This is a genomic window from Rhizobium sp. P38BS-XIX (assembly GCF_012641435.1).
Lineage (GTDB): Bacteria > Pseudomonadota > Alphaproteobacteria > Rhizobiales > Rhizobiaceae > Rhizobium.
Window position 1 is genome coordinate 225,892 of sequence record NZ_JABAIJ010000004.1, and the last position, 17,578, is coordinate 243,469.

General features: G+C 59.0%; 13 protein-coding genes. 11 read left to right on the forward strand and 2 right to left on the reverse strand.

Features of this window, described 5'->3' with window-relative positions:
- Positions 1 to 14: 14 nt before the first annotated feature.
- Positions 15 to 917, reverse strand: coding sequence for a LysR family transcriptional regulator (locus HGP17_RS15435; protein WP_168810408.1), 903 nt, complete (start codon positions 915 to 917; stop codon positions 15 to 17).
- A 177-nt stretch (positions 918 to 1,094) separates the two neighbouring features.
- Here HGP17_RS15435 and HGP17_RS15440 point away from each other — a divergent pair, with 177 nt between their 5' ends.
- Positions 1,095 to 1,820 (forward strand): SDR family oxidoreductase, encoded by a 726-nt coding sequence (locus HGP17_RS15440; RefSeq protein WP_168810410.1) that lies wholly within the window; start codon positions 1,095 to 1,097, stop codon positions 1,818 to 1,820.
- A complete protein-coding gene (locus HGP17_RS15445) occupies positions 1,814 to 2,302 on the forward strand; it encodes a RidA family protein (RefSeq protein ID WP_168810412.1) in 489 nt (162 codons plus the stop codon). Before HGP17_RS15440 ends, HGP17_RS15445 begins: the two co-directional genes overlap by 7 nt.
- A 47-nt stretch (positions 2,303 to 2,349) precedes the next feature.
- Here the strand turns inward: HGP17_RS15445 and HGP17_RS15450 are convergent, their stop codons facing one another.
- Positions 2,350 to 3,636, reverse strand: a complete 1,287-nt coding sequence (locus tag HGP17_RS15450; RefSeq protein WP_168810909.1) for a DUF882 domain-containing protein — start codon at positions 3,634 to 3,636, stop codon at positions 2,350 to 2,352.
- Between the two features lie 426 nt (positions 3,637 to 4,062).
- Between HGP17_RS15450 and HGP17_RS15455 the strand changes: the two genes are divergently transcribed.
- The 9 genes from HGP17_RS15455 to HGP17_RS15495 all read left to right on the forward strand — a co-directional run bounded on the left by HGP17_RS15455 (position 4,063) and on the right by HGP17_RS15495 (position 17,470).
- Positions 4,063 to 6,726 carry a LuxR C-terminal-related transcriptional regulator gene (locus tag HGP17_RS15455; RefSeq protein WP_168810414.1) on the forward strand — a complete coding sequence of 888 codons (2,664 nt, stop codon included), beginning with the start codon at positions 4,063 to 4,065 and terminating at the stop codon, positions 6,724 to 6,726.
- Between the two features lie 113 nt (positions 6,727 to 6,839).
- The gene (locus HGP17_RS15460; RefSeq protein WP_168810416.1) at positions 6,840 to 8,519 is read left to right on the forward strand and encodes a hydantoinase B/oxoprolinase family protein; all 1,680 of its coding nucleotides are present in this window, start codon (positions 6,840 to 6,842) and stop codon (positions 8,517 to 8,519) included.
- Positions 8,516 to 10,579 (forward strand): hydantoinase/oxoprolinase family protein, encoded by a 2,064-nt coding sequence (locus HGP17_RS15465; RefSeq protein WP_168810418.1) that lies wholly within the window; start codon positions 8,516 to 8,518, stop codon positions 10,577 to 10,579. The genes HGP17_RS15460 and HGP17_RS15465 overlap by 4 nt, the downstream gene beginning before the upstream one ends.
- A 1-nt stretch (position 10,580) precedes the next feature.
- The gene (locus tag HGP17_RS15470) at positions 10,581 to 11,675 is read left to right on the forward strand and encodes an ABC transporter ATP-binding protein (RefSeq protein WP_168810420.1); all 1,095 of its coding nucleotides are present in this window, start codon (positions 10,581 to 10,583) and stop codon (positions 11,673 to 11,675) included.
- A 47-nt stretch (positions 11,676 to 11,722) separates the two neighbouring features.
- The gene (locus HGP17_RS15475) at positions 11,723 to 12,895 is read left to right on the forward strand and encodes a substrate-binding domain-containing protein (protein WP_168810422.1); all 1,173 of its coding nucleotides are present in this window, start codon (positions 11,723 to 11,725) and stop codon (positions 12,893 to 12,895) included.
- 90 nt (positions 12,896 to 12,985) lie between these two features.
- Positions 12,986 to 13,840, forward strand: a complete 855-nt coding sequence (locus HGP17_RS15480) for an ABC transporter permease (RefSeq protein WP_168810424.1) — start codon at positions 12,986 to 12,988, stop codon at positions 13,838 to 13,840.
- Positions 13,837 to 14,637 carry an ABC transporter permease gene (locus HGP17_RS15485; protein ID WP_168810425.1) on the forward strand — a complete coding sequence of 267 codons (801 nt, stop codon included), beginning with the start codon at positions 13,837 to 13,839 and terminating at the stop codon, positions 14,635 to 14,637. Before HGP17_RS15480 ends, HGP17_RS15485 begins: the two co-directional genes overlap by 4 nt.
- A 66-nt stretch (positions 14,638 to 14,703) precedes the next feature.
- Positions 14,704 to 14,916, forward strand: a complete 213-nt coding sequence (locus tag HGP17_RS15490; RefSeq protein ID WP_246704113.1) for a hypothetical protein — start codon at positions 14,704 to 14,706, stop codon at positions 14,914 to 14,916.
- A gap of 349 nt (positions 14,917 to 15,265) precedes the next feature.
- Positions 15,266 to 17,470 (forward strand): DUF1217 domain-containing protein, encoded by a 2,205-nt coding sequence (locus HGP17_RS15495; protein ID WP_168810427.1) that lies wholly within the window; start codon positions 15,266 to 15,268, stop codon positions 17,468 to 17,470.
- Positions 17,471 to 17,578 lie beyond the last annotated feature (108 nt).

Genomic DNA, 17,578 nt, shown 5'->3' on the forward strand with positions numbered 1-17,578 from the left:
ATTCTCGGGTTCAGCTATCGAAGCGGAATCCAGAGCGGAGATTTCCAAGCCTTCAGAGCATCGAGAAAAAGCTGGAGCTTAAGGGGAACGAAGCGTCGAGTCTGGTAGACGGCATGCACGAAAATCTCCGGCGAGGCCCATTCTGGCAGAAGGCGGACAAGCTCGCCGCGCTCGATCTGATCGTCGCAGTAGTTCGACGGGAAAAAGCCGATGCCGTGGCCCTTGTAGGTGAAGGCGCTGACGGATTGGAAGTCGCGACTGGAGATCGGTCCTGAAACCTGGATTTTCGCCGACTTCTGGCCATTGACCAGATGCCACTCGGCCTCGTTGTTGCGGCCGTTGAGCAAGATGCAGTCGTGTTCGCTCAGATCCTCGGGGTTTGCGGGCGGACGACGTCCCTCGAGATAGGAAGGCGTTGCCACGACATAGCGTACGCTTTTGCCGAGCCGCTGAGCAATGATCGATGAATCCTGCAGCTCTCCGAAGCGGATGGCGAGATCGATATTCTCGGCAATGAGATCGAGAAATACATTGGTGATGAACAGATCGATTTTTATGAGCGGATGGCTTTTCAGAAACGCGGATACGAAATCGTAGAACGGCTCCTGCCCGAGCACCACGGGAACAGTGATGCGCAGCAAGCCCTCAGGCTTTCGTTGCGCATTGACGAGGACCCGCTCGGCATCATCGAGCTGGCTGAGCGGTTCGCTGCACTGATTGAAGTAGGCGCGCCCCTGCGCGGTCAGGCTTAATTTGCGGGTGGTGCGCTGCAGGAGCGTGACGCCGAGCTGCTCCTCAAGCGCCGTGACCCGGCGGCTGACCGTCGAGACCGGCATGCCCAGAGCGTGCGCGGCGCGGCTGAAGCTCTCGAACTGCGCCACCTTCACGAAAATCGCGATATCGTTCAAATCGGTCATGCCTAATTTTTGCATGAATGGAAAATTGATTCCAGATATTTCCATCTAATCGCCTAAAGGCCAAATGGGCATATTCCTTTCACGAGAGCAAGCAAACCACCTCATCCTCCCTCGATCACGCCAGCTTGTCGGGCTGCAGCGCGGCGGTGAGGTCGCTTCGTGCAAAGGAGAATGACCATGGAAACAACAAAGACGGTGCTCATCACAGGTGCATCGCAGGGCATCGGCGCAGGACTTGTGAATGCCTTCCTCGATCGCGGCTATAACGTCGTTGCGACATCTCGCCGGGTTAGCCAAGCCGCCGAGATCAAGGCGTCCGACCGACTGGCGCGCGTCGATGGAGACATTGCCGATCCGGCCACGGCAAAGCGTGTCGTCGAAACGGCGCTCGGCCGGTTCGGCACGATCGACGCTCTGGTCAATAACGCCGGCATTTTCTTCACCAAGCCGTTCATCGACTATACTTTCGATGACTACAGGCAGCTTGCTTCGACCAATCTGGAAGGCTTCCTGCACCTGACACAGCTGGTCGTTCGCCAGATGCTGATCCAGAACACCGGCGGCAGCATCGTCAGCATCACGACGCCGCTGGTTGATCATCCGATCGCCGGGATCAACGCGTCCGTCGCAATGGCAACCAAGGGCGGCATCGAGGCGCTTTCGAAGAACATCGCGCTGGAGTATGCGAAACAGGGCATCCGCGTGAACACCGTAGCGCCCGGCGTCGTCGACACGCCACTTCATAAGGACAATCCGCGTGATTTTCTCGACACGCTTTCGCCGATCCCCGGCGTGTCAAGCGTGAGCGAAATTACCGATGCGGTGCTGTTTCTGACGGAGGCCCGGCGTGTCACAGGGGAGGTGCTGAACGTCGACGGCGGCGCGCATCTGGGCAAATGGTGAGCGGCGGAAAGGCGCGCGCCACTGGCGCCGAACAGCGGCTCGAGAATCTCGGCATCAAGCTACCCCCTCCGCCGACGCCGTTTGGCGCTTATGTCGAGGGTGTAAGGATCGGCAAGTTGCTGTTTCTGAGCGGTATGCTTCCCGTCGTGGATCGCAAGCCGCAGTATCTTGGACGCGTCGGCGATAAACTGTCTGTCGAAGACGGATACAAGGCTGCCGAACTTGCTGCATTGAGCGCGCTGGCTTCTATCAAGGAGCAGCTTGGCTCGCTCGACAAAGTGGCAAGCATTGCCAAGATCGGCATTTATATCGCGACCGAGGACAATTTCCGGGACCATCCAAGGGTTGCGGACGGCGCGTCGGAGCTTCTTCTCAAGGTGTTCGGTGCCGAAATGCTGTCGGGCCGGATCGTTCTCGGAGTGGCCAGCCTGCCGCTTGGCGTGCCGGTCGAGATCGAGATCCTCGTTGAGGTCGCCGATTGAAAGTCTTGCCCCGATTTGCCGATCAGGCGGGTCGGGGCAATCGCAATTCAGCCTTCGAAGCCGAACCGTTCGACGTCGAAATCATCGTCCTCCAGGCCGGGAGCATTGCCAGCGAAATCGGCCGCATCCTGATGCAGCGGGATGGGTGCATCCACGAGACCGGGCATGGTCATTTCCATCGCCAGACCTGCCGGTTGAAGCGCCCAGGCGACAAGATCGCCGGTGGACATGGCGCTGACGCCGCCCGACACGTCCTGCACGGCAGATGCAGGAAGATCCGCCATCGGCTGCAGTTTGGCGATAGCATCGTCCGTCGATCGCTTTGAATGATCCGTCACCAACAACTTGCCCAAGTCGTTTCGACCGATCACCAGGCTTGCAAGCAACAGCGGTGCAGGTCTCTCAGGCGCCGTCATGGGAATGACGGAGATGCTGATCGGCTTCGATATCGGCAGCGGCACGGCATAGGATGCCAGATCAGGGAATGGTTGAGCCTTGTTTTCTTCGGCAACGCGTTTGCCGAGTTGCAGCTCGAGCCCGTTTGCGGCGCGGCTGCGCGGTGTTGGCAGCATGCTGGTCAAAAGGCTGGTGTCCGGAGCCACGGCTGGCGCGGACGCAACGGCCGCCGGCTTGGCATCATCGTCCTCGTCGTCCGCCACTGATACGAATTTGCCTGGGCGCTTCTTCGATTGGGCAACTGCCACTTCATATCCAGGCAACGGTCTGCCATCCGCCGGCATGTGAAGAGTTCGCCCGCTCGGGAAGAGCCGGGCCAGTTCCTGGCGCGACATTCGCGGCCAGGCGCGGACTCTGCCGACGTCGAGATGGACGAAGGGCGATCCAGAGTTCGGATAGAAGCCGACGCCGCCGATTTGCATCTGCATGGCGATTGCGCGCAGGCTCGCCAGCTTCACGCCCGGAATATAGAAATCCATCGCCTTGCCAAGCGTGTGCTGGCTATGTTTGGCGACACCGGATTTTGCCGAGCGGGTGCGCAACATGGTATTTGTCGACGGAGAGCGATAGGCCGAGACGACATGGATCGGCTCTCGCGCGCCGCTGCGGCTATAAACTTCCCAGACGAGATCGAGCAGTTCCGGATCGATTTTGGTAGGCTCGTTCTTTCGCCAGTCGCGCAAAAAACGGTTGATTTGTGCAAGGCCGCGCGGGTCATACCTGCCGCCGCGTTTGAAAACGATCGTCGCTCGCTCGCCCGTATGTGTAAAGAACAGCTTCAGAGCCCGGTCTTCCGCTGCCCCCGCCGATCCCGCGAGCGCGCCTAGCAAGAGCGCCGCGATCAATGCCACTCTGCAAGCGACAAACGAGAAGGCCATGGCGAAGGTGGTCGCCGAGATGGAAAAGATCGCGTGATGCACGGATACGACTTTCGCCCTTGGTAAAAGACACAGAAACAGAGGCGCCGCGCGTGCGGCATCGTTATACCTCCAATTATGGTCAATAAATTCCTAACGGACCGTTTACGCGTCTCGGGATTGGAAAATCACTGGCTTCAGGCTCTGTTGGCAGGTGGAGATGCGCCGCGAAAACGCTCGAAAAGACTGTGGATAGAACTCTTCCGAGCAACCATCGTTTTGGTTGTGTTGCGCAGCATGACGCGTCGGCGTGCCGACCCTGCAGGCGCTTGGAAAGCGAGACGTTCGTCGCAAGGCTACAACGCCGCAAATATACGGAATCTTCCGCCATGCAAACGTTTTCTCCCGGGTTGCAAACTGATTGTCGAGCCATCATCATCCGACCCCATGAGCGGACAGAATCGATTTGCTCCCCCATCCAGCGGGCAGCAAACCATCCAGCGTAGCGATCTGTTGCGGCAGCTCCGACGTGTCGGGCTCCGACGCCTAACCACGATTGTTGCGCCCGCCGGTTACGGCAAGACTTCGCTCGCCGTCCAATGGTACGAATTGCTCAAGCAGGACGGGGTCAACCTTTGCTGGGTGTCGCTCGATGCGGAGCATACCGTCCAGGAAGCCTTTCTATTGGCGCTGATCGATGCGCTGCAGACATTGCTCGATGAGGATGGCGGCGATGCCGGCAATTTACCGGCGGCAGCGCTTCTCTCCGTTCTTGCAACGCGCCTGCGCAAGATACCGGGACCGCTCGCGATCTTCCTTGACGACTATCACTTCGCACAGACGGATGCCACCGAAGCGCTGATGGCGAAGATCCTTGCGGATTTGTCTCTCGATCATGTGAAGCTGGTGGTTGTCAGTCGCAGCCCGCCGCGCTTTCCACTGTCGGCACTGCGGCTGCGTGGCGAGTTCAAGCAGTTCGGCGTGGCCGAATTGGGCTTTTCCGATGCCGAAGCGCGAGAATTATTCGCGGGCAAAGGTACACAACTGACCGAGGAGCAGGTTGGTTCGTTCAATCGCCGAACCGAAGGCTGGGCAGTTGCGCTGCAGATGGTGAGCCTGCTTGTCTCGGAATCCGAGGAAAGCGATAGGATTCTCGCCTCTTTCGATGGCGGCGGAGCGGATATGGGCTCCTATCTTTCGGAGCAGGTTTTCGAACATTTGCCCGAGGATATTCGTCAGTTTCTGACGGAGACCGCAGCACTTCCTGCGTTCAACCATTCGTTGCTGGAAGCCGTTCTCGCCGGCAGCGGCAACGCCGATGTGATCGAGCGCCTCAACGAATATGCGCTTCCCGTGACATTGCTTGCCGGCCCGGGAAACTGGATGCGCTATCACCCGGTCTTCAATGAGTTTCTCAAGCAGACTGCCAGCAGGCGCGGTGTCGATGCCAATCGTGTTTTAACGAGAGCCGCGCAGTGGTTTGAGGCCAACGGGGATATCGATCGCGCCGTTCAGCATGCGATCTCGGCCGGGGACGCCAATCTTGCCGCGCGCATGGTGGAAAGTGCCGGGGGCTGGCGGCGCGTCTACGCGACGACGCGTGGCGGCACGACGCTCTTTCAGGCCTTGAGTGGTCGAGCCTCCGAAATTGACCTTGGACGGTTTCCGCTCGCGACGCTCGGCCTGTCAATCTTCAATGCCAAGGCGGCGCAGCTGGCGGCTGCCAATCATTATCTGGTCATTGCGGAACGTGCTGCCGCCGGCGACGAGATTCTGGCGAAAGACCTGCGTGTAGTGCGCATTCTTCTGGCACTCTACACGGATCACTGGGCAAGTGCTGCTGATCTCTCCGCGCTGGAAAACGACCTTCAGCAACCCGATGGAATGGAGCTCATCCATCGGGCACTCGCGCTCAACATGCTCTCCTATAATTTCCTGATCCGGAGCGAGCTCGATCGCGCCTTGCATTATGGGCATCTTGCGCTCCGGGCATTTCGAGATGGCGGTGCCGATTTCGGTGCGATGCACCTTTACACTCATATCGGCCAGGCTTTCTTTCTGTCGGGTGACAGCGCAAGCGCCCTGTCTGCGTATGACGAGTTGATTTGCGAAGCACAGACCAACATTGCCGCCGGCAGCGATTTTGACGCCGTCGGGCAAGTGCTGAAGGCAGAAATTCTGTCGATGCGGGGAGAGACGGAGGCCGCCGCCGAGATGCTTGGATGGGCGTTGCCGCATCTCGAGCGTCACGATACGTGGTTCGATCTGTTGGCGGCCGGCTTCATGGCCGAACAGCGCACGCTGCGCATGAGCGATGATACGCTCGCCGCGCATGCGGCCATGGATCGTATTCGCGCGGTTGCGCGACGGCGCGGTTTTGATCGGCTCACCCGCCTGATCGATCGCGAACGGGGCATCCTGCTGATGGCATCCGGCGATCTCGACCAGGCGATCCGCCATGCCGAGGCCAATGGGTTCGGTGCGCAGACGATTACCTCTGATCGCGCCAACCTCTTGTCGATCAATCTGCGCGGCGCGACACCGGCAATTTTCTGGACACGCGCCTATCTGGCGCTCGGAGAACCTGAAAAGGCGCGAGAGGTTTTCGATCGGCTGACCACACGTCAGGCGCAGCGCCCCCATGTTCCGCGCACGATCGAGCTTGCGCTCATGGACATAGGCATCCTGATGGCCGAAGGCAGCACCGACCTTGCTGCGGCTCGGCTTTCCGATCTTGTGGTCACCATGCCGCTTGGCGACTATCGCGCCCTCCTTCATCTTGATTACGCAGCCGGCCTTGGCGAACTTCGCGAGCTCGCCAATCATCCTGCCGTTGCCAATGTCACTCGCAGGCGGCTTCAGGCCTTGCTGAACAACGCGGAGGCAGCGCCCCAATCCGCAGGCGACGATCCCTCCAGCTTCACCGGACGCGAGCAGATGGTGATGGAATTGCTCAGTTCCGGACTGTCCAACAAGGAAATCGGTCGCACGCTCTCGCTATCCGACAACACGATCAAGTTCCATCTCCGCAACATTTTTACCAAGCTCAACGTCTCGACTAGGACGGCAGCGGTAACGGCGGCCCGGCAAAAGGGCATGCTCAATCGATAACCTACCCATTCGGGTAGGGTCGCTTTTGCCCACCCACCCATCGGGAAGGCTTTCGGGGGACGAAAAAACACCTAATCTGCGCCCGTGCGAATATAATAAATGAGGGTGGATTCGTGATCGTCGTTGATCCGGTGACGCAGGAGATTATCGAGGGCAAGCTGGCTGCCACCGTCGACGAGATGGGCGTAGTCATGGCGCGTACCTCGATGAGCCCGGTCATCTATGAGGTGCTGGATTTCGCCTGCGGCCTGCTAACCCGTGAAGGGGAGTTGGTGGCGCAGATGAACGGCATCACCTTGTTCACGGGCACGTTCGGTACCCAGGTCAAATCTCTGATTGCGCTTTACGGCGACGATCTGGAGGATGGCGATATTCTGCTGACGAACGACCCTTATTCGGGCGGCACGCACGCTTGCGACTTTGCGATCGTCAAGCCGATCTTCTTCGACGGGCGGATTTTGGCCTATGCCATCAATGTCGCTCACTATCTTGATGTCGGCGGCTCCGTTCCCGGCTCGCTTGCCCCTAATGCCACCTCCGTATTCCAGGAGGGCTTGCGGTTGCCGGGCGTCAAAGTCGTGCGCAATGACCGTTTTGCCGGCGAAGTGCTTCGCATCATCCGCGAAAACGTTCGCCTGCCTGAAATCGCGATCGGCGATCTGACGGCTCAAGTGGCAACCGTTAGAGTGGCCGCCCGCCGCATGGGCGAACTTGCGCGGAAATACGGCACGGATATCGTCGAGGCTGCATTCGATCATCTGCTCGCAACCAGTGAAAAGCAGGCTCGTGCCGCGATTGCCGCCTTGCCCGACGGTGTCTACGAGGCACAGGACATCATCGACGGCGATGGCGTGACCACCGATCCGATCGCGGTCAAGGTGGCCGTCACCATCGACGGTGATCGGTTGACTGCCGATTTCACCGGCTGCCCGCCGGCCGTTGCCGGGCCTATCAATTGCGCGGCGGGTGCGCTGCAATCGGCCGTGCGCACGATTTTCAAGGCATTGGTGGCTCCGCAGGCGCCGTCCAATGAGGGCTGGTTCAGGCCCCTCGCGGTGATTGCACCGCAGGGATCCGTCTTTACCGCAGAAAAGCCGTCTCCGACGGGCTGGTATTACGAAGGCTCGGTCCATGCGTCGGAACTGGTCTGGAAGGCGCTTGCCCGGCTGATGCCGGAGCGCTTTTCAGCGGGTTCCTATACCAGCCTTTGCGTCGTCTATATCTCAGGCAAGGATTCGGCAGGCCAACCGTTCATTCATATCGAGCCGCAGCATGGCGGCTGGGGCGCGAGCAACGAGGCGGACGGTGCCAGTGCCGTGATCGCGCTTACCGACGGCGATACCTATAATTATTCGGTCGAAGTCATAGAGGCGCGCTTTCCGCTGTTGGTGCGCCGATATCAGCTCAACACCGAAGGTGGTTCGGGCGCCGGCCGTCGCCGCGGCGGTTTCGGCGTTATCCGCGATTATGAAATCCTTGAAGACGGCGCTTCGGCCTATTGCAGCTTCGGCCGTACGCAGACGCCGCCCTGGGGTATCGAGGGCGGAACTCCAGGTACGGCCAATCTGTTGCAGGTAGAAGATGCTGCCGGTCAGGTGAGAAATTTTGGCCGCGAGCCGCATATCGCGCTGAAGAGCGGTGATCTGGTGCGCATCATTACCGGCGGCGGGGGCGGCTGGGGCGAAGCAAGCGCCCGGTCTGCCGAGCATGTCCGGCGCGACGTCGAGAATGGTTACATCTCGAAGGAGACGGCGCGCGAGATTTATGGATTTGAAGAGAGGATGGCAGGATGATCAGGCTGGCGACGGATGTAGGCGGTACGTTTACCGACCTCGTCGGCTATGACGAGCGCACCGGCGATATTTTTACGGCCAAGAGCCTGACGACCGTTCACGATCAATCGGAAGGCGTTCTCTCAGCCATCGAGCTTGCCGAAAAGAAGGATGGGCTGTCGACGCGCGACGTCATCTTCTTCGCCCATGGCGGCACGACCGTCATCAACGCCATTACCGAGCGTAAAGGCGTTAAAACCGCGCTGGTGACCACAGCGGGCTTTCGCGACGTGCTGGAAATCGGCCGCGGAAATCGACCCGATCTCTACAATCTTCAGTTCAAGAGCCCGGAGCCCTTCGTTCCCCGCAATCTTCGCTTCGAAGTGCGTGAGAGAATGGATGCCAAGGGGCGCGTATTGACCCCGATCGAACTCGGCGACCTCGAGGCGATCATCGGCGAGTGCCGGGCGCGCGGTGTCGAGGCCGTGGCCGTTGTTTTCCTGCACAGCTACGTCAACCCCGATCATGAAATCGCCTGCGCGAAGGCGCTGGCTGAAGCACTGCCGGATGTTACGGTCTGCGCTAGCCACGAGGTCTCCCGTCAGTGGCGGGAATATGAGCGCTCCAACACGGCGGTGCTCAACGCTTACGTGCAGCCCATCATCAAGCGCTATTTCGCGCGGCTCGAAAGCGCTTTGACGGAACGTGATCTGTCCTGCCCCTATTATGCAATGCAGTCGAACGGGGGCATCTCGACGTTCGATCAGGCGCAGATGAGCCCGCTGACGCTGGTTGAATCCGGCCCGGCCGGTGGTGTCGCAGGTGCTGCGCGGATCGGCGGGGTTCTCGGAGAATCCGAAGTGCTGTCGCTCGATGTGGGCGGCACGACGGCAAAGTGCTCCTTGATCCACGATAGCCGCCCGACGCTCGATAGCGAGTATAAGCTGGAACATACCCGTATCGTCCCCGGCTATCCTGTGCAGGTGCCGGTTGTCGATATCGTTGAAATCGGGGCGGGCGGCGGCTCTATCGCCCGCATTGACGAGCGCGGCGCGCTGCGCGTCGGACCGGAGAGCGCTGGCTCCACGCCCGGCCCTGCCTGCTATGGTCGGGGTGGCGAAAAGCCGACGCTTTCCGACGCATTGTTGGCGCTCGGCATCTTCGATCCCGCAAGCTTTGCCGGTGGCCAGATGCAGCTCGATAAAGACAGGGCGGTCACAGCGATCGCAACGGTCGCCAAGCCGCTTGGCCTGTCCGTCGAGGATGCTGCGCTTGCGATCGTCGAGATCGCGCATGCGTCGATGATCAATGCATTGAAACTGGTCACGGTTCAGCGCGGCCACGATCCGCGCGATGCCGCTTTCGTCATTTCCGGTGGCGCCGGGCCGGCGCTTGCTGCTCGCCTCGGTCGCGATCTTGGCGTGAAAGCGACCGTCGTGCCGCCGCATCCGGGCATCTTCTCGGCTTGGGGGATGCTGGCGGCAGAACCGCGCGCCGATTTCCGCAGCACGTGGTTTTCGCCGCTCGTAGCGGACGCGATCAATGATCTGAAGCGCCGCTTCGCAGACCTGAAGCGCGAGGCTGTCACCTATTTTGCCAAGGGTAACGGTGCCGATATCCGCTATGCCTGCCAGGTGGAGGCCCGCTATCGCGGGCAGGAACATGGTGTTTTTGCGCGTTTCGAACTCGACGACGATGTCGAAAGCTTTGCGGAGCGCTTCCACACCGTGCATGAGCGTGCTTATGCGTTTTGCCTGCATGCTTCGCCCATCGAGATCACGATGATCCATCTCGAAGCCGTGTTGCATGGGCCGGTCATCGCCATCCCCAAGCTGAACCCCGCCGAGCGTTCGCTGGAGGCGGCCTCGAAGGGCCATCGCCGAGTTTATTTCGGCGGAGAGACGGGCTGGGTATCTTGCCCCGTCTACGAGCGCACGAAACTGCCATCCGTCAAGGGTGTAGCAGGCCCGCTTATCATCGAGGAGGCGACGGCAACATCGCTGGTCGTTGCCGGCCAGGAACTGGAAATTACCGAAGAAGGCCTGTTGCTCATTCGTGAATCAGACGGGAGACACGTCTGATATGGCGATAGCGATCGGTCTCGACCATATCGTCAGAAGCTACGGCACGACGCGTGCCGTCGACGATGTCACGCTCGATATCAGGGCCGGCGAATTCTTTACTCTTCTCGGATCGTCGGGTTGCGGCAAGAGCTCGTTGTTGAAATTGGTCGGCGGCTTCGACAAACCAACCGGTGGACGTGTGCTCTTCGACGGGAGGGATATGGCTGGAGTTCCCGCCAATCGGCGACCGGTCAACACCGTATTCCAGTCCCTCGGGCTCTTCCCGCATATGAATGTCGCTGAGAATGTCGGCTATGGCCTGAAGCTGCGTGGACTTTCCGGCGTCACACTGAGGGCGAAGGTCGAGGGCGCGCTTGAGCTTGTCGAGCTTGCAGGTTTTGCCGATCGCGATGTCAACCTTCTATCCGGCGGACAAAGGCAGCGTGTGGCGCTCGCTCGCGCTCTTGTCATGGAGCCCGGCATTCTGCTGCTGGACGAGCCGCTGACCGGGCTGGATGAACGCCTGCGCCAGCAGATGCGCGACGAATTCGGACGGCTGCACAAGCGAACAGGCGCGACATTCATTCTCGTGACCCACAACCAGGACGAAGCGCTGAGCCTCTCCGACCGTATGGCTGTCATGCATAGGGGACGTATTGAACAGACCGATGTTCCACAGCGGTTTTTCGAGGCTCCGGCCAACGCTTTTGTCGCTCGTTTCGTTGGTATCGATACCTTGCTCAAGCCCGAGAAAATCACGGTTTCCGGCGATAGGGCCACGGTTGCGATCGCCGGACAGCAATTGGTCGCGACGGTTTCAGGCGCTGCACCGGCGGATGCTCTGGTCGCTATCCGTCCAGACCGAATCGAGCTCGTACCGTCGGTCGAGGCGGCTGCCGATACAATTGAACTTAAGGTTGTCGAAAGTACCTATCGCGGACTCAGCCATGACGTTACGCTGACTTTCGCCGACAACCAGCGTTTGGTGGTGACGACCGGCGCGGACGCAGCTCCACCCTCACCGGGCGAGAGCGTTCGCGTCCGTTTGAAGCCGGGTGCCGCGCTCTTGATTGAACGATCTGGAATACCAACCGCGGTTGGAGGCGACGAGTAGACCCGAAAGAGCTGAGACAAGCGAAAATAAGGGAAGGGAATGATACGATGAGCAGGAACAAGGATCTCGTCTCCTCCGCCTTGAGGAGCAACATACAGCGCCGCGACATGCTGAAACTCATGGGTGCGGGTGCAGCCGCGCTCTCCGTGGGCGGGCTTGGCGCGACACGTGCCATGGCCGATGACGCAACCGTAGCCTTCTGGGGTACGGCGACGCTCGATATCGGCGACAAGTGGCAGGAGTTTGCAAGCCAGAGCGGTGTTTCGCCTGAATTTACCGATAACGGCAATGACGTCGGCCCGGTGGTTGCACGTCTTGCCGCCGGCAACGCCAATGATCTTTTCGACGTCGGCGGCTTTCAGGGTGGCGCTGAACGCGAACTTGCCAAACAGGGGCTGATCGCTCCCTGGGATGTTTCCAAGATCCCGAACTTTGCCGGCATCTGGCAATGGGCCAAGGACATTCCGACCCTGACCTACGAGGGCAAGCAATATGGCATTCCGACGGTCGTGAATGCCGACTCCATCATCTATCGTCCCGACAAGCTCGGCAAGGTCGACAGCTACGGCGTCATCTTCGACCCGAAGCTCAAAGGCCGGGTCGCGATGGAAGATGCCTGGATCAACAGCGCCATCTTCACCGCCATCTATCTGAAGGAAGCCGAGAACAAGCCGATCAAGGAGCCGGGCAATCTGACCGAATCCGAGCTTGGCCTCGTGATGGAATTCCTGATCAAGCACAAGAAGGACGGTCAGTTCCGTACGTTCTGGAATGGTTGGGAACAGGGCGTTCAGCTGGTTGCCAACGAGGAAGTCGATGCGATGACCGGCTGGGAGCCGATCGTCTATGAAGGCCGCAAGCGCGGGCTTCAGGTGGAGTATGCGGCTCCCGTGGAAGGCTATGAAGGTTGGGGCAACAATACCGTGTTGCTCAAGGGAGCAAGCGAGCGCGGGAAGGCCGATGTCGCCCACAAATTCGTCGACGGGCTGCTGGCAGGCTTTTACGGCTGCGAGCTCGGCAAGGCGCGTGGCTATCTCGTGCCCACCGACAACAACCTTACTTATGCGAAGGCCCATGCCGACGAGTACAAGGCCGACGATGTCGCCAAGCTTGCCGATCATGTGAAGGCCAAGTTCTCCGGGAAGGTCTACTGGCAGAATTGCCGGCCGGACAATTTCCAACTCTACGAAGAATGGTGGCAGAAGCTGCGCAACGCCTGATGTGACGTGATGGATCGGGGCTGGCTCTGGCTGGCCCCGAGACCGACAAGGATGAATGCGGATGAACGCTTTTAAAAGCGATAGGAGACCATGAAGACATCTGTTCCATTGCTGATTGTTCCGCTTGCGACGATCCTCGTGCTCGGCCTTGCGCCGCTCGTGCTCGTCGTGGTCTGGAGCTTCTGCGCCTGGGACCCGTCAACCTATTGGATCAAGCCCGAATTCAGTCTTGCCGCCTATGGTTCCATTCTGGAGGCCGGTCGCTGGAGCGTCTTCCTGTCCACGCTCGGCAAGGCGTTTCTGACATCGGCCATTTGCCTGCTCATTGCTTATCCGACCGCTTATGCGATGTATTTCATTGCCGGGCGAACGTTATCGACCGTGCTTGCGGCGCTGCTCACCATTCCCTTCTTCACATCCTATCTCATCCGCTCCTTTTCCTGGCGGTTGCTGCTTGGGCGTACCGGCGTCATCAACACGCTGCTCCAGCAAGCCGGAATAACGGATGCGCCGCTGGATTGGCTGCTGTTTAGCGATTTCGCCGTCATCGTCGGATTGATCGCTTCCTACCTGCCGTTTGCGACATTCCCGGTTTTGTTGTCGATGCGTCGGGTCGATCCAGTCGCGATGGCGGCGTCACGCGATCTTGGCGCCGGCTTCTGGACCATGGCGCGCACCGTGCTTCTGCCCTTGACCTATTCTGGTGTTTTTGCGGGATTCCTGTTCGTCTTCGTCATGGTTGCGGGCTCCTCGACCGAGGTGCAGATGCTTGGCGGGGCGGGTGCATCGATCGTTTCCGTGATGATCAACGATGTCATGCGGGTTGCCAATTTTCCGCTCGCCTTTGCGATTTCGACGCTGATGCTGGTCATCGTCTTCGGTCTGGTCTTGATCGGCGATGCCATATTCGGGCTCTCCTCCCTGTTTGAGGATCGAAGCCAATGATTGTCAGGGAAGGAACGGGTCCGCGCATTGTTATCTGGACGCTGACGATTATCGGGCTGGCGGCCATCTACGCGCCGCCGCTTTACCTGCTGGGCGTCTCGTTCAATCCGGCCTTGCAGCCGGGGCTGCCGCACATCTCGGATCTGACCCTCAAATGGTACATCGCCCTTGGCGGCGAGACCGCGCTTGTTGCGGCCCTTTGGCAATCTCTCGTCATTGCCTTGGCGACCGCAATTGTTGCCACCATCCTGTCGCTTGTGGCGGCACTTGCATATCGCGAGCTGCATCGGGGCCGCAGCCTATGGTTCCTGACGGTGCTCCTGCCGATGTTCGTGCCTGGCGTCATTCAAGGGTTGGCGCTTTCGACCGTGATCACGCGTGCCGGTGTGAAGGCCTCCGCGCTGACCGTCATCGCCGGTCACCTCTTATGGGCCATGCCGTTTGCCTTCATCGTTATCCTGACAAGCTTTGCGGCGGTCAAGCGGACCTATCTGATGGCTGCCGATGATCTCGGGGCCTCCCGCCTCAGGCAGTTCAGGGATATTACCCTGCCGCTCATCCGACCGGGTCTCATCAGCGCGTTCATCTTTTCGTTTCTGCTGTCGCTCAACGAGTTCACGCGCGCCTTCTATCTGGCAGGCCGGCAGAACACGTTGCCGGTGGTGTTGTTCGGCAAGATGAATGCGGGCGCCTCACCGACGATCTACGCGATGTCCGGCGCGATCTTTCTTGTCTCCAGCGTGTGCGTGGTGGCCGTGGCCCTTCGTTCGCTGATGACGCAGCGTGGGGCGAGCTGACCGATGCGAAATACGAATGACCGACTGAACTCCGGCATCCCCCAGCCGGCGAACTGTGGAGTATAAATGATGACTCAAGAGTCCAAGCTGATGGCGTTGATCCGCGCAGGCAAGCGGCAGGAGGCACTCGATATGGTCGAGCGGCTCAAGTCTGCGACACCCGTGGCGTCGACTTCCATCAAGGTCGACCGAAAAGGCATGGTGACTTATTACAAGGGCGATCGGCGCTTTATGGGAAATACCCAGAGCTGGTGGGCCCAGACACCGAAGAAAAAATAGGCGACGTCTCTGCGTCTGCTACCTAAGTGCGTGACTGCCGACGCAAGCTGATCTGCGGGCTTCTCATTTTGGCCTGCAATCCATCCAGGCCAATCGATCGGTTTGGCGCAGCACGCTTGTTCCGAATGCATTCTGGCCTGAAACTTTCGAAAGCGCATTATCGTTGAGGCCATATCGCCAAGCTTTGACTGCTTTCGCACCCGACAAATCGGCCCCACCATCCACTTCCACGTCCTCATGTTGCTGTTAAAGCGGCCTAAAGATTGTTGGTCTAGCTTCGCGCAAGGTCTGGTTGCGACTGTAGCTGTGGGGCTATTGTGGTGAACCGCGCGTCTGTGGGGGACGATCGATGATTTCTACGTATCTTGGCTATGTCACCGCGACAAAGGACATGGCATCAACGCTCGCGCGCATCGCACGGCAAAATACCGTTAAAAGCGATCAGGAATATTATGATTCCCATATCGGCAAGGTCAAAAACGTCGACGAGTTCCTGAGCGATCACAAGCTCTACAGCTATGCGATGAAGGCTTACGGTCTCGAAGATATGACCTATGCCAAAGCCTTCATGAAGAAGGTGCTGACGAGCGATCTCAGCAACAGCAGCAGCTTTGCCAATAAGCTGACCGATGCCCGATACCGGCAGTTTGCGGCCGCCTTTAACTTCGGCGCCAATTCCACCAAGAACTCGGCCCAGAGCGACGCGCAGAAGACCGACACGATCGGGCTTTACGAGCGCTCCTTCGCCAACGAAGCGACGCTCGCGAAGAAGGAAAGCGCGTTTTATACCAAATGGATCGACAAGGTGGCGAATGTCGACGATATCGTCAACAGCTCCAGGATGCGGGATTATATCCTGACGGCGCATGGCGTTAATCCGGACAATATCTCGAAAAGCTTCCTGAAGTCGGTCCTGACCAGCGACCCCGATGACCCCAGCAGTTTCGTCAACACGGCGAGCAATTTTTCATCTGCGTCCGTGCAGGCGACATATAAGCTGATCGCCTCGCAGTTCAGCTTCAATCCGGATGGAACGCTGGCCGGGGCCACGGCTCAGACGGAGCAACAGAAAGGGGCGCTGGTATCGCGCTACGATAACACGGTGCCGACGCTGCTCACGTCGGCCGCGGCCAAAAGCAACGATCAATATTACCGCCAGCAGATAGCCAATGTGCAGTCGCTCAGCGATATCACCGGTGACAGCCGGCTGTTTTCCTATCTCAAGAGCGCCTACGGTTTAAGCTCGAAACTGACCGCTTCGCAATTCAATCTGGCCTTTACCGACAAGACCTACGCTGCCATTACCGGCATGGCGGAAATGGTTTCCAAGTTCAATTTCTCGCCCGACGGAACGCTGCCTGCTGGCGCGACGGCGCAAACGACCGCTCAGACCGAGGACGTCTCCAAGACCTACATGGCGCACTATGGTGATGCGCGGACCGCCTTGTTCAAGGATGCAGAGGCGCACTACAAGACCGTCGTCGGCAAGATCAAAACCATCGACGATTTCTTCGCCGCCAATGACAGGGCGACGCGCGATCTGCCGACGATAGAGGATATGGCGCTTCGGGCCTACGGGATCGACAGGAGCGAGATATCGCGAGACAAGCTCCGGAAAATTCTGGAGAGCGATCCATATGACAGCAAAAGTTACGTCGGATCGCTAAAGGACGAACGCTTCGTCGAGCTTGCAAAGGCTTTCAACTTCGACAGCAAGGGCAACCTCCGTTCGTCGGTCGAAGCGCTGCCGCAGGCCTCGATCAACAGCTTCATCTCCGCCTATTCCAAGGCGAAGACATTCGGGTTGACCGGCCAGATGCGAGAGAAAGCTGTCAAGGACGCGAAAGACGCGGCTACCGATTTCAGCAAGTCGATCGCCAAGGTCACAAGCGTCGATGACATTCTGGCCGACAAGAAGCTGACGGATTTCATTCTCGTCGCCAACAATATCGATCCCAAGACGGTCGACAAGGCGACGCTGAAAAAGGCCTTTGCGGCCGATCCGGAGGATGCCAAAAGCTTTCTGAACACGCCGGATGGCCAGAAATTCAAGGCGATGGTCAGCGTCTTCAATTTCGACACCAAGGGTAATCTGACGAATACGAAGATTGAGGCGAGCCAGAACAAGGGCGCGCGTCTTGCAACCGATAACCTCTATCTCCATCAGACCTTGGAAACCCAGCAAGGCGCTTCAAACGATGGTGTCCGCCTCGCGCTGTATTTCCAGCGAAAGGCGCCGCAGATCAACTCCGTCTACGACATCATGTCTGATCCCGCGCTCTACAACGTGATCAAAACCACGTTCTCCTTGCCATCTTCCATGTCCAACATGGATGTGACGCGCCAGGCAAAAATGCTGGAGAAGCTGGTTCCGATCAAGGATATGCACGATGCCGGTAAGGTCGATAATCTGCTGAAGCGTTTCTCGGCCGTCTACGACGCGACGAGCGGCGTCAATACCTCGTCACCTGCATCATCGATCTTGAGCCGAGGGGGTGGTATCGGCATAAATGGAGATCTGATGCTGTCGATCGCCCAGTTGAAGTCGCGGTAGGGTCGTATTTCCCGTTTGCCATGTCGGTGACGGCAGATCGCCCTATATGGTCGATCTGGATGTCGAGGTTTTGACCGGATTGCATCGTCACCCAGACGCGCGGGCAAG

What these genes read in the sequence shown, in the direction of transcription:
- HGP17_RS15435 (WP_168810408.1), bottom strand. Translation starts at nt 917, where the DNA reads ATGACCGATTTGAACGATATCGCGATTTTCGTGAAGGTGGCGCAGTTC.
- HGP17_RS15440 (WP_168810410.1), top strand. Translation starts at nt 1,095, where the DNA reads ATGGAAACAACAAAGACGGTGCTCATCACAGGTGCATCGCAGGGCATC.
- HGP17_RS15445 (WP_168810412.1), top strand. Translation starts at nt 1,814, where the DNA reads ATGGTGAGCGGCGGAAAGGCGCGCGCCACTGGCGCCGAACAGCGGCTC.
- HGP17_RS15450 (WP_168810909.1), bottom strand. Translation starts at nt 3,636, where the DNA reads ATGGCCTTCTCGTTTGTCGCTTGCAGAGTGGCATTGATCGCGGCGCTC.
- HGP17_RS15455 (WP_168810414.1), top strand. Translation starts at nt 4,063, where the DNA reads ATGAGCGGACAGAATCGATTTGCTCCCCCATCCAGCGGGCAGCAAACC.
- HGP17_RS15465 (WP_168810418.1), top strand. Translation starts at nt 8,516, where the DNA reads ATGATCAGGCTGGCGACGGATGTAGGCGGTACGTTTACCGACCTCGTC.
- HGP17_RS15470 (WP_168810420.1), top strand. Translation starts at nt 10,581, where the DNA reads ATGGCGATAGCGATCGGTCTCGACCATATCGTCAGAAGCTACGGCACG.
- HGP17_RS15475 (WP_168810422.1), top strand. Translation starts at nt 11,723, where the DNA reads ATGAGCAGGAACAAGGATCTCGTCTCCTCCGCCTTGAGGAGCAACATA.
- HGP17_RS15480 (WP_168810424.1), top strand. Translation starts at nt 12,986, where the DNA reads ATGAAGACATCTGTTCCATTGCTGATTGTTCCGCTTGCGACGATCCTC.
- HGP17_RS15485 (WP_168810425.1), top strand. Translation starts at nt 13,837, where the DNA reads ATGATTGTCAGGGAAGGAACGGGTCCGCGCATTGTTATCTGGACGCTG.
- HGP17_RS15490 (WP_246704113.1), top strand. Translation starts at nt 14,704, where the DNA reads ATGATGACTCAAGAGTCCAAGCTGATGGCGTTGATCCGCGCAGGCAAG.
- HGP17_RS15495 (WP_168810427.1), top strand. Translation starts at nt 15,266, where the DNA reads ATGATTTCTACGTATCTTGGCTATGTCACCGCGACAAAGGACATGGCA.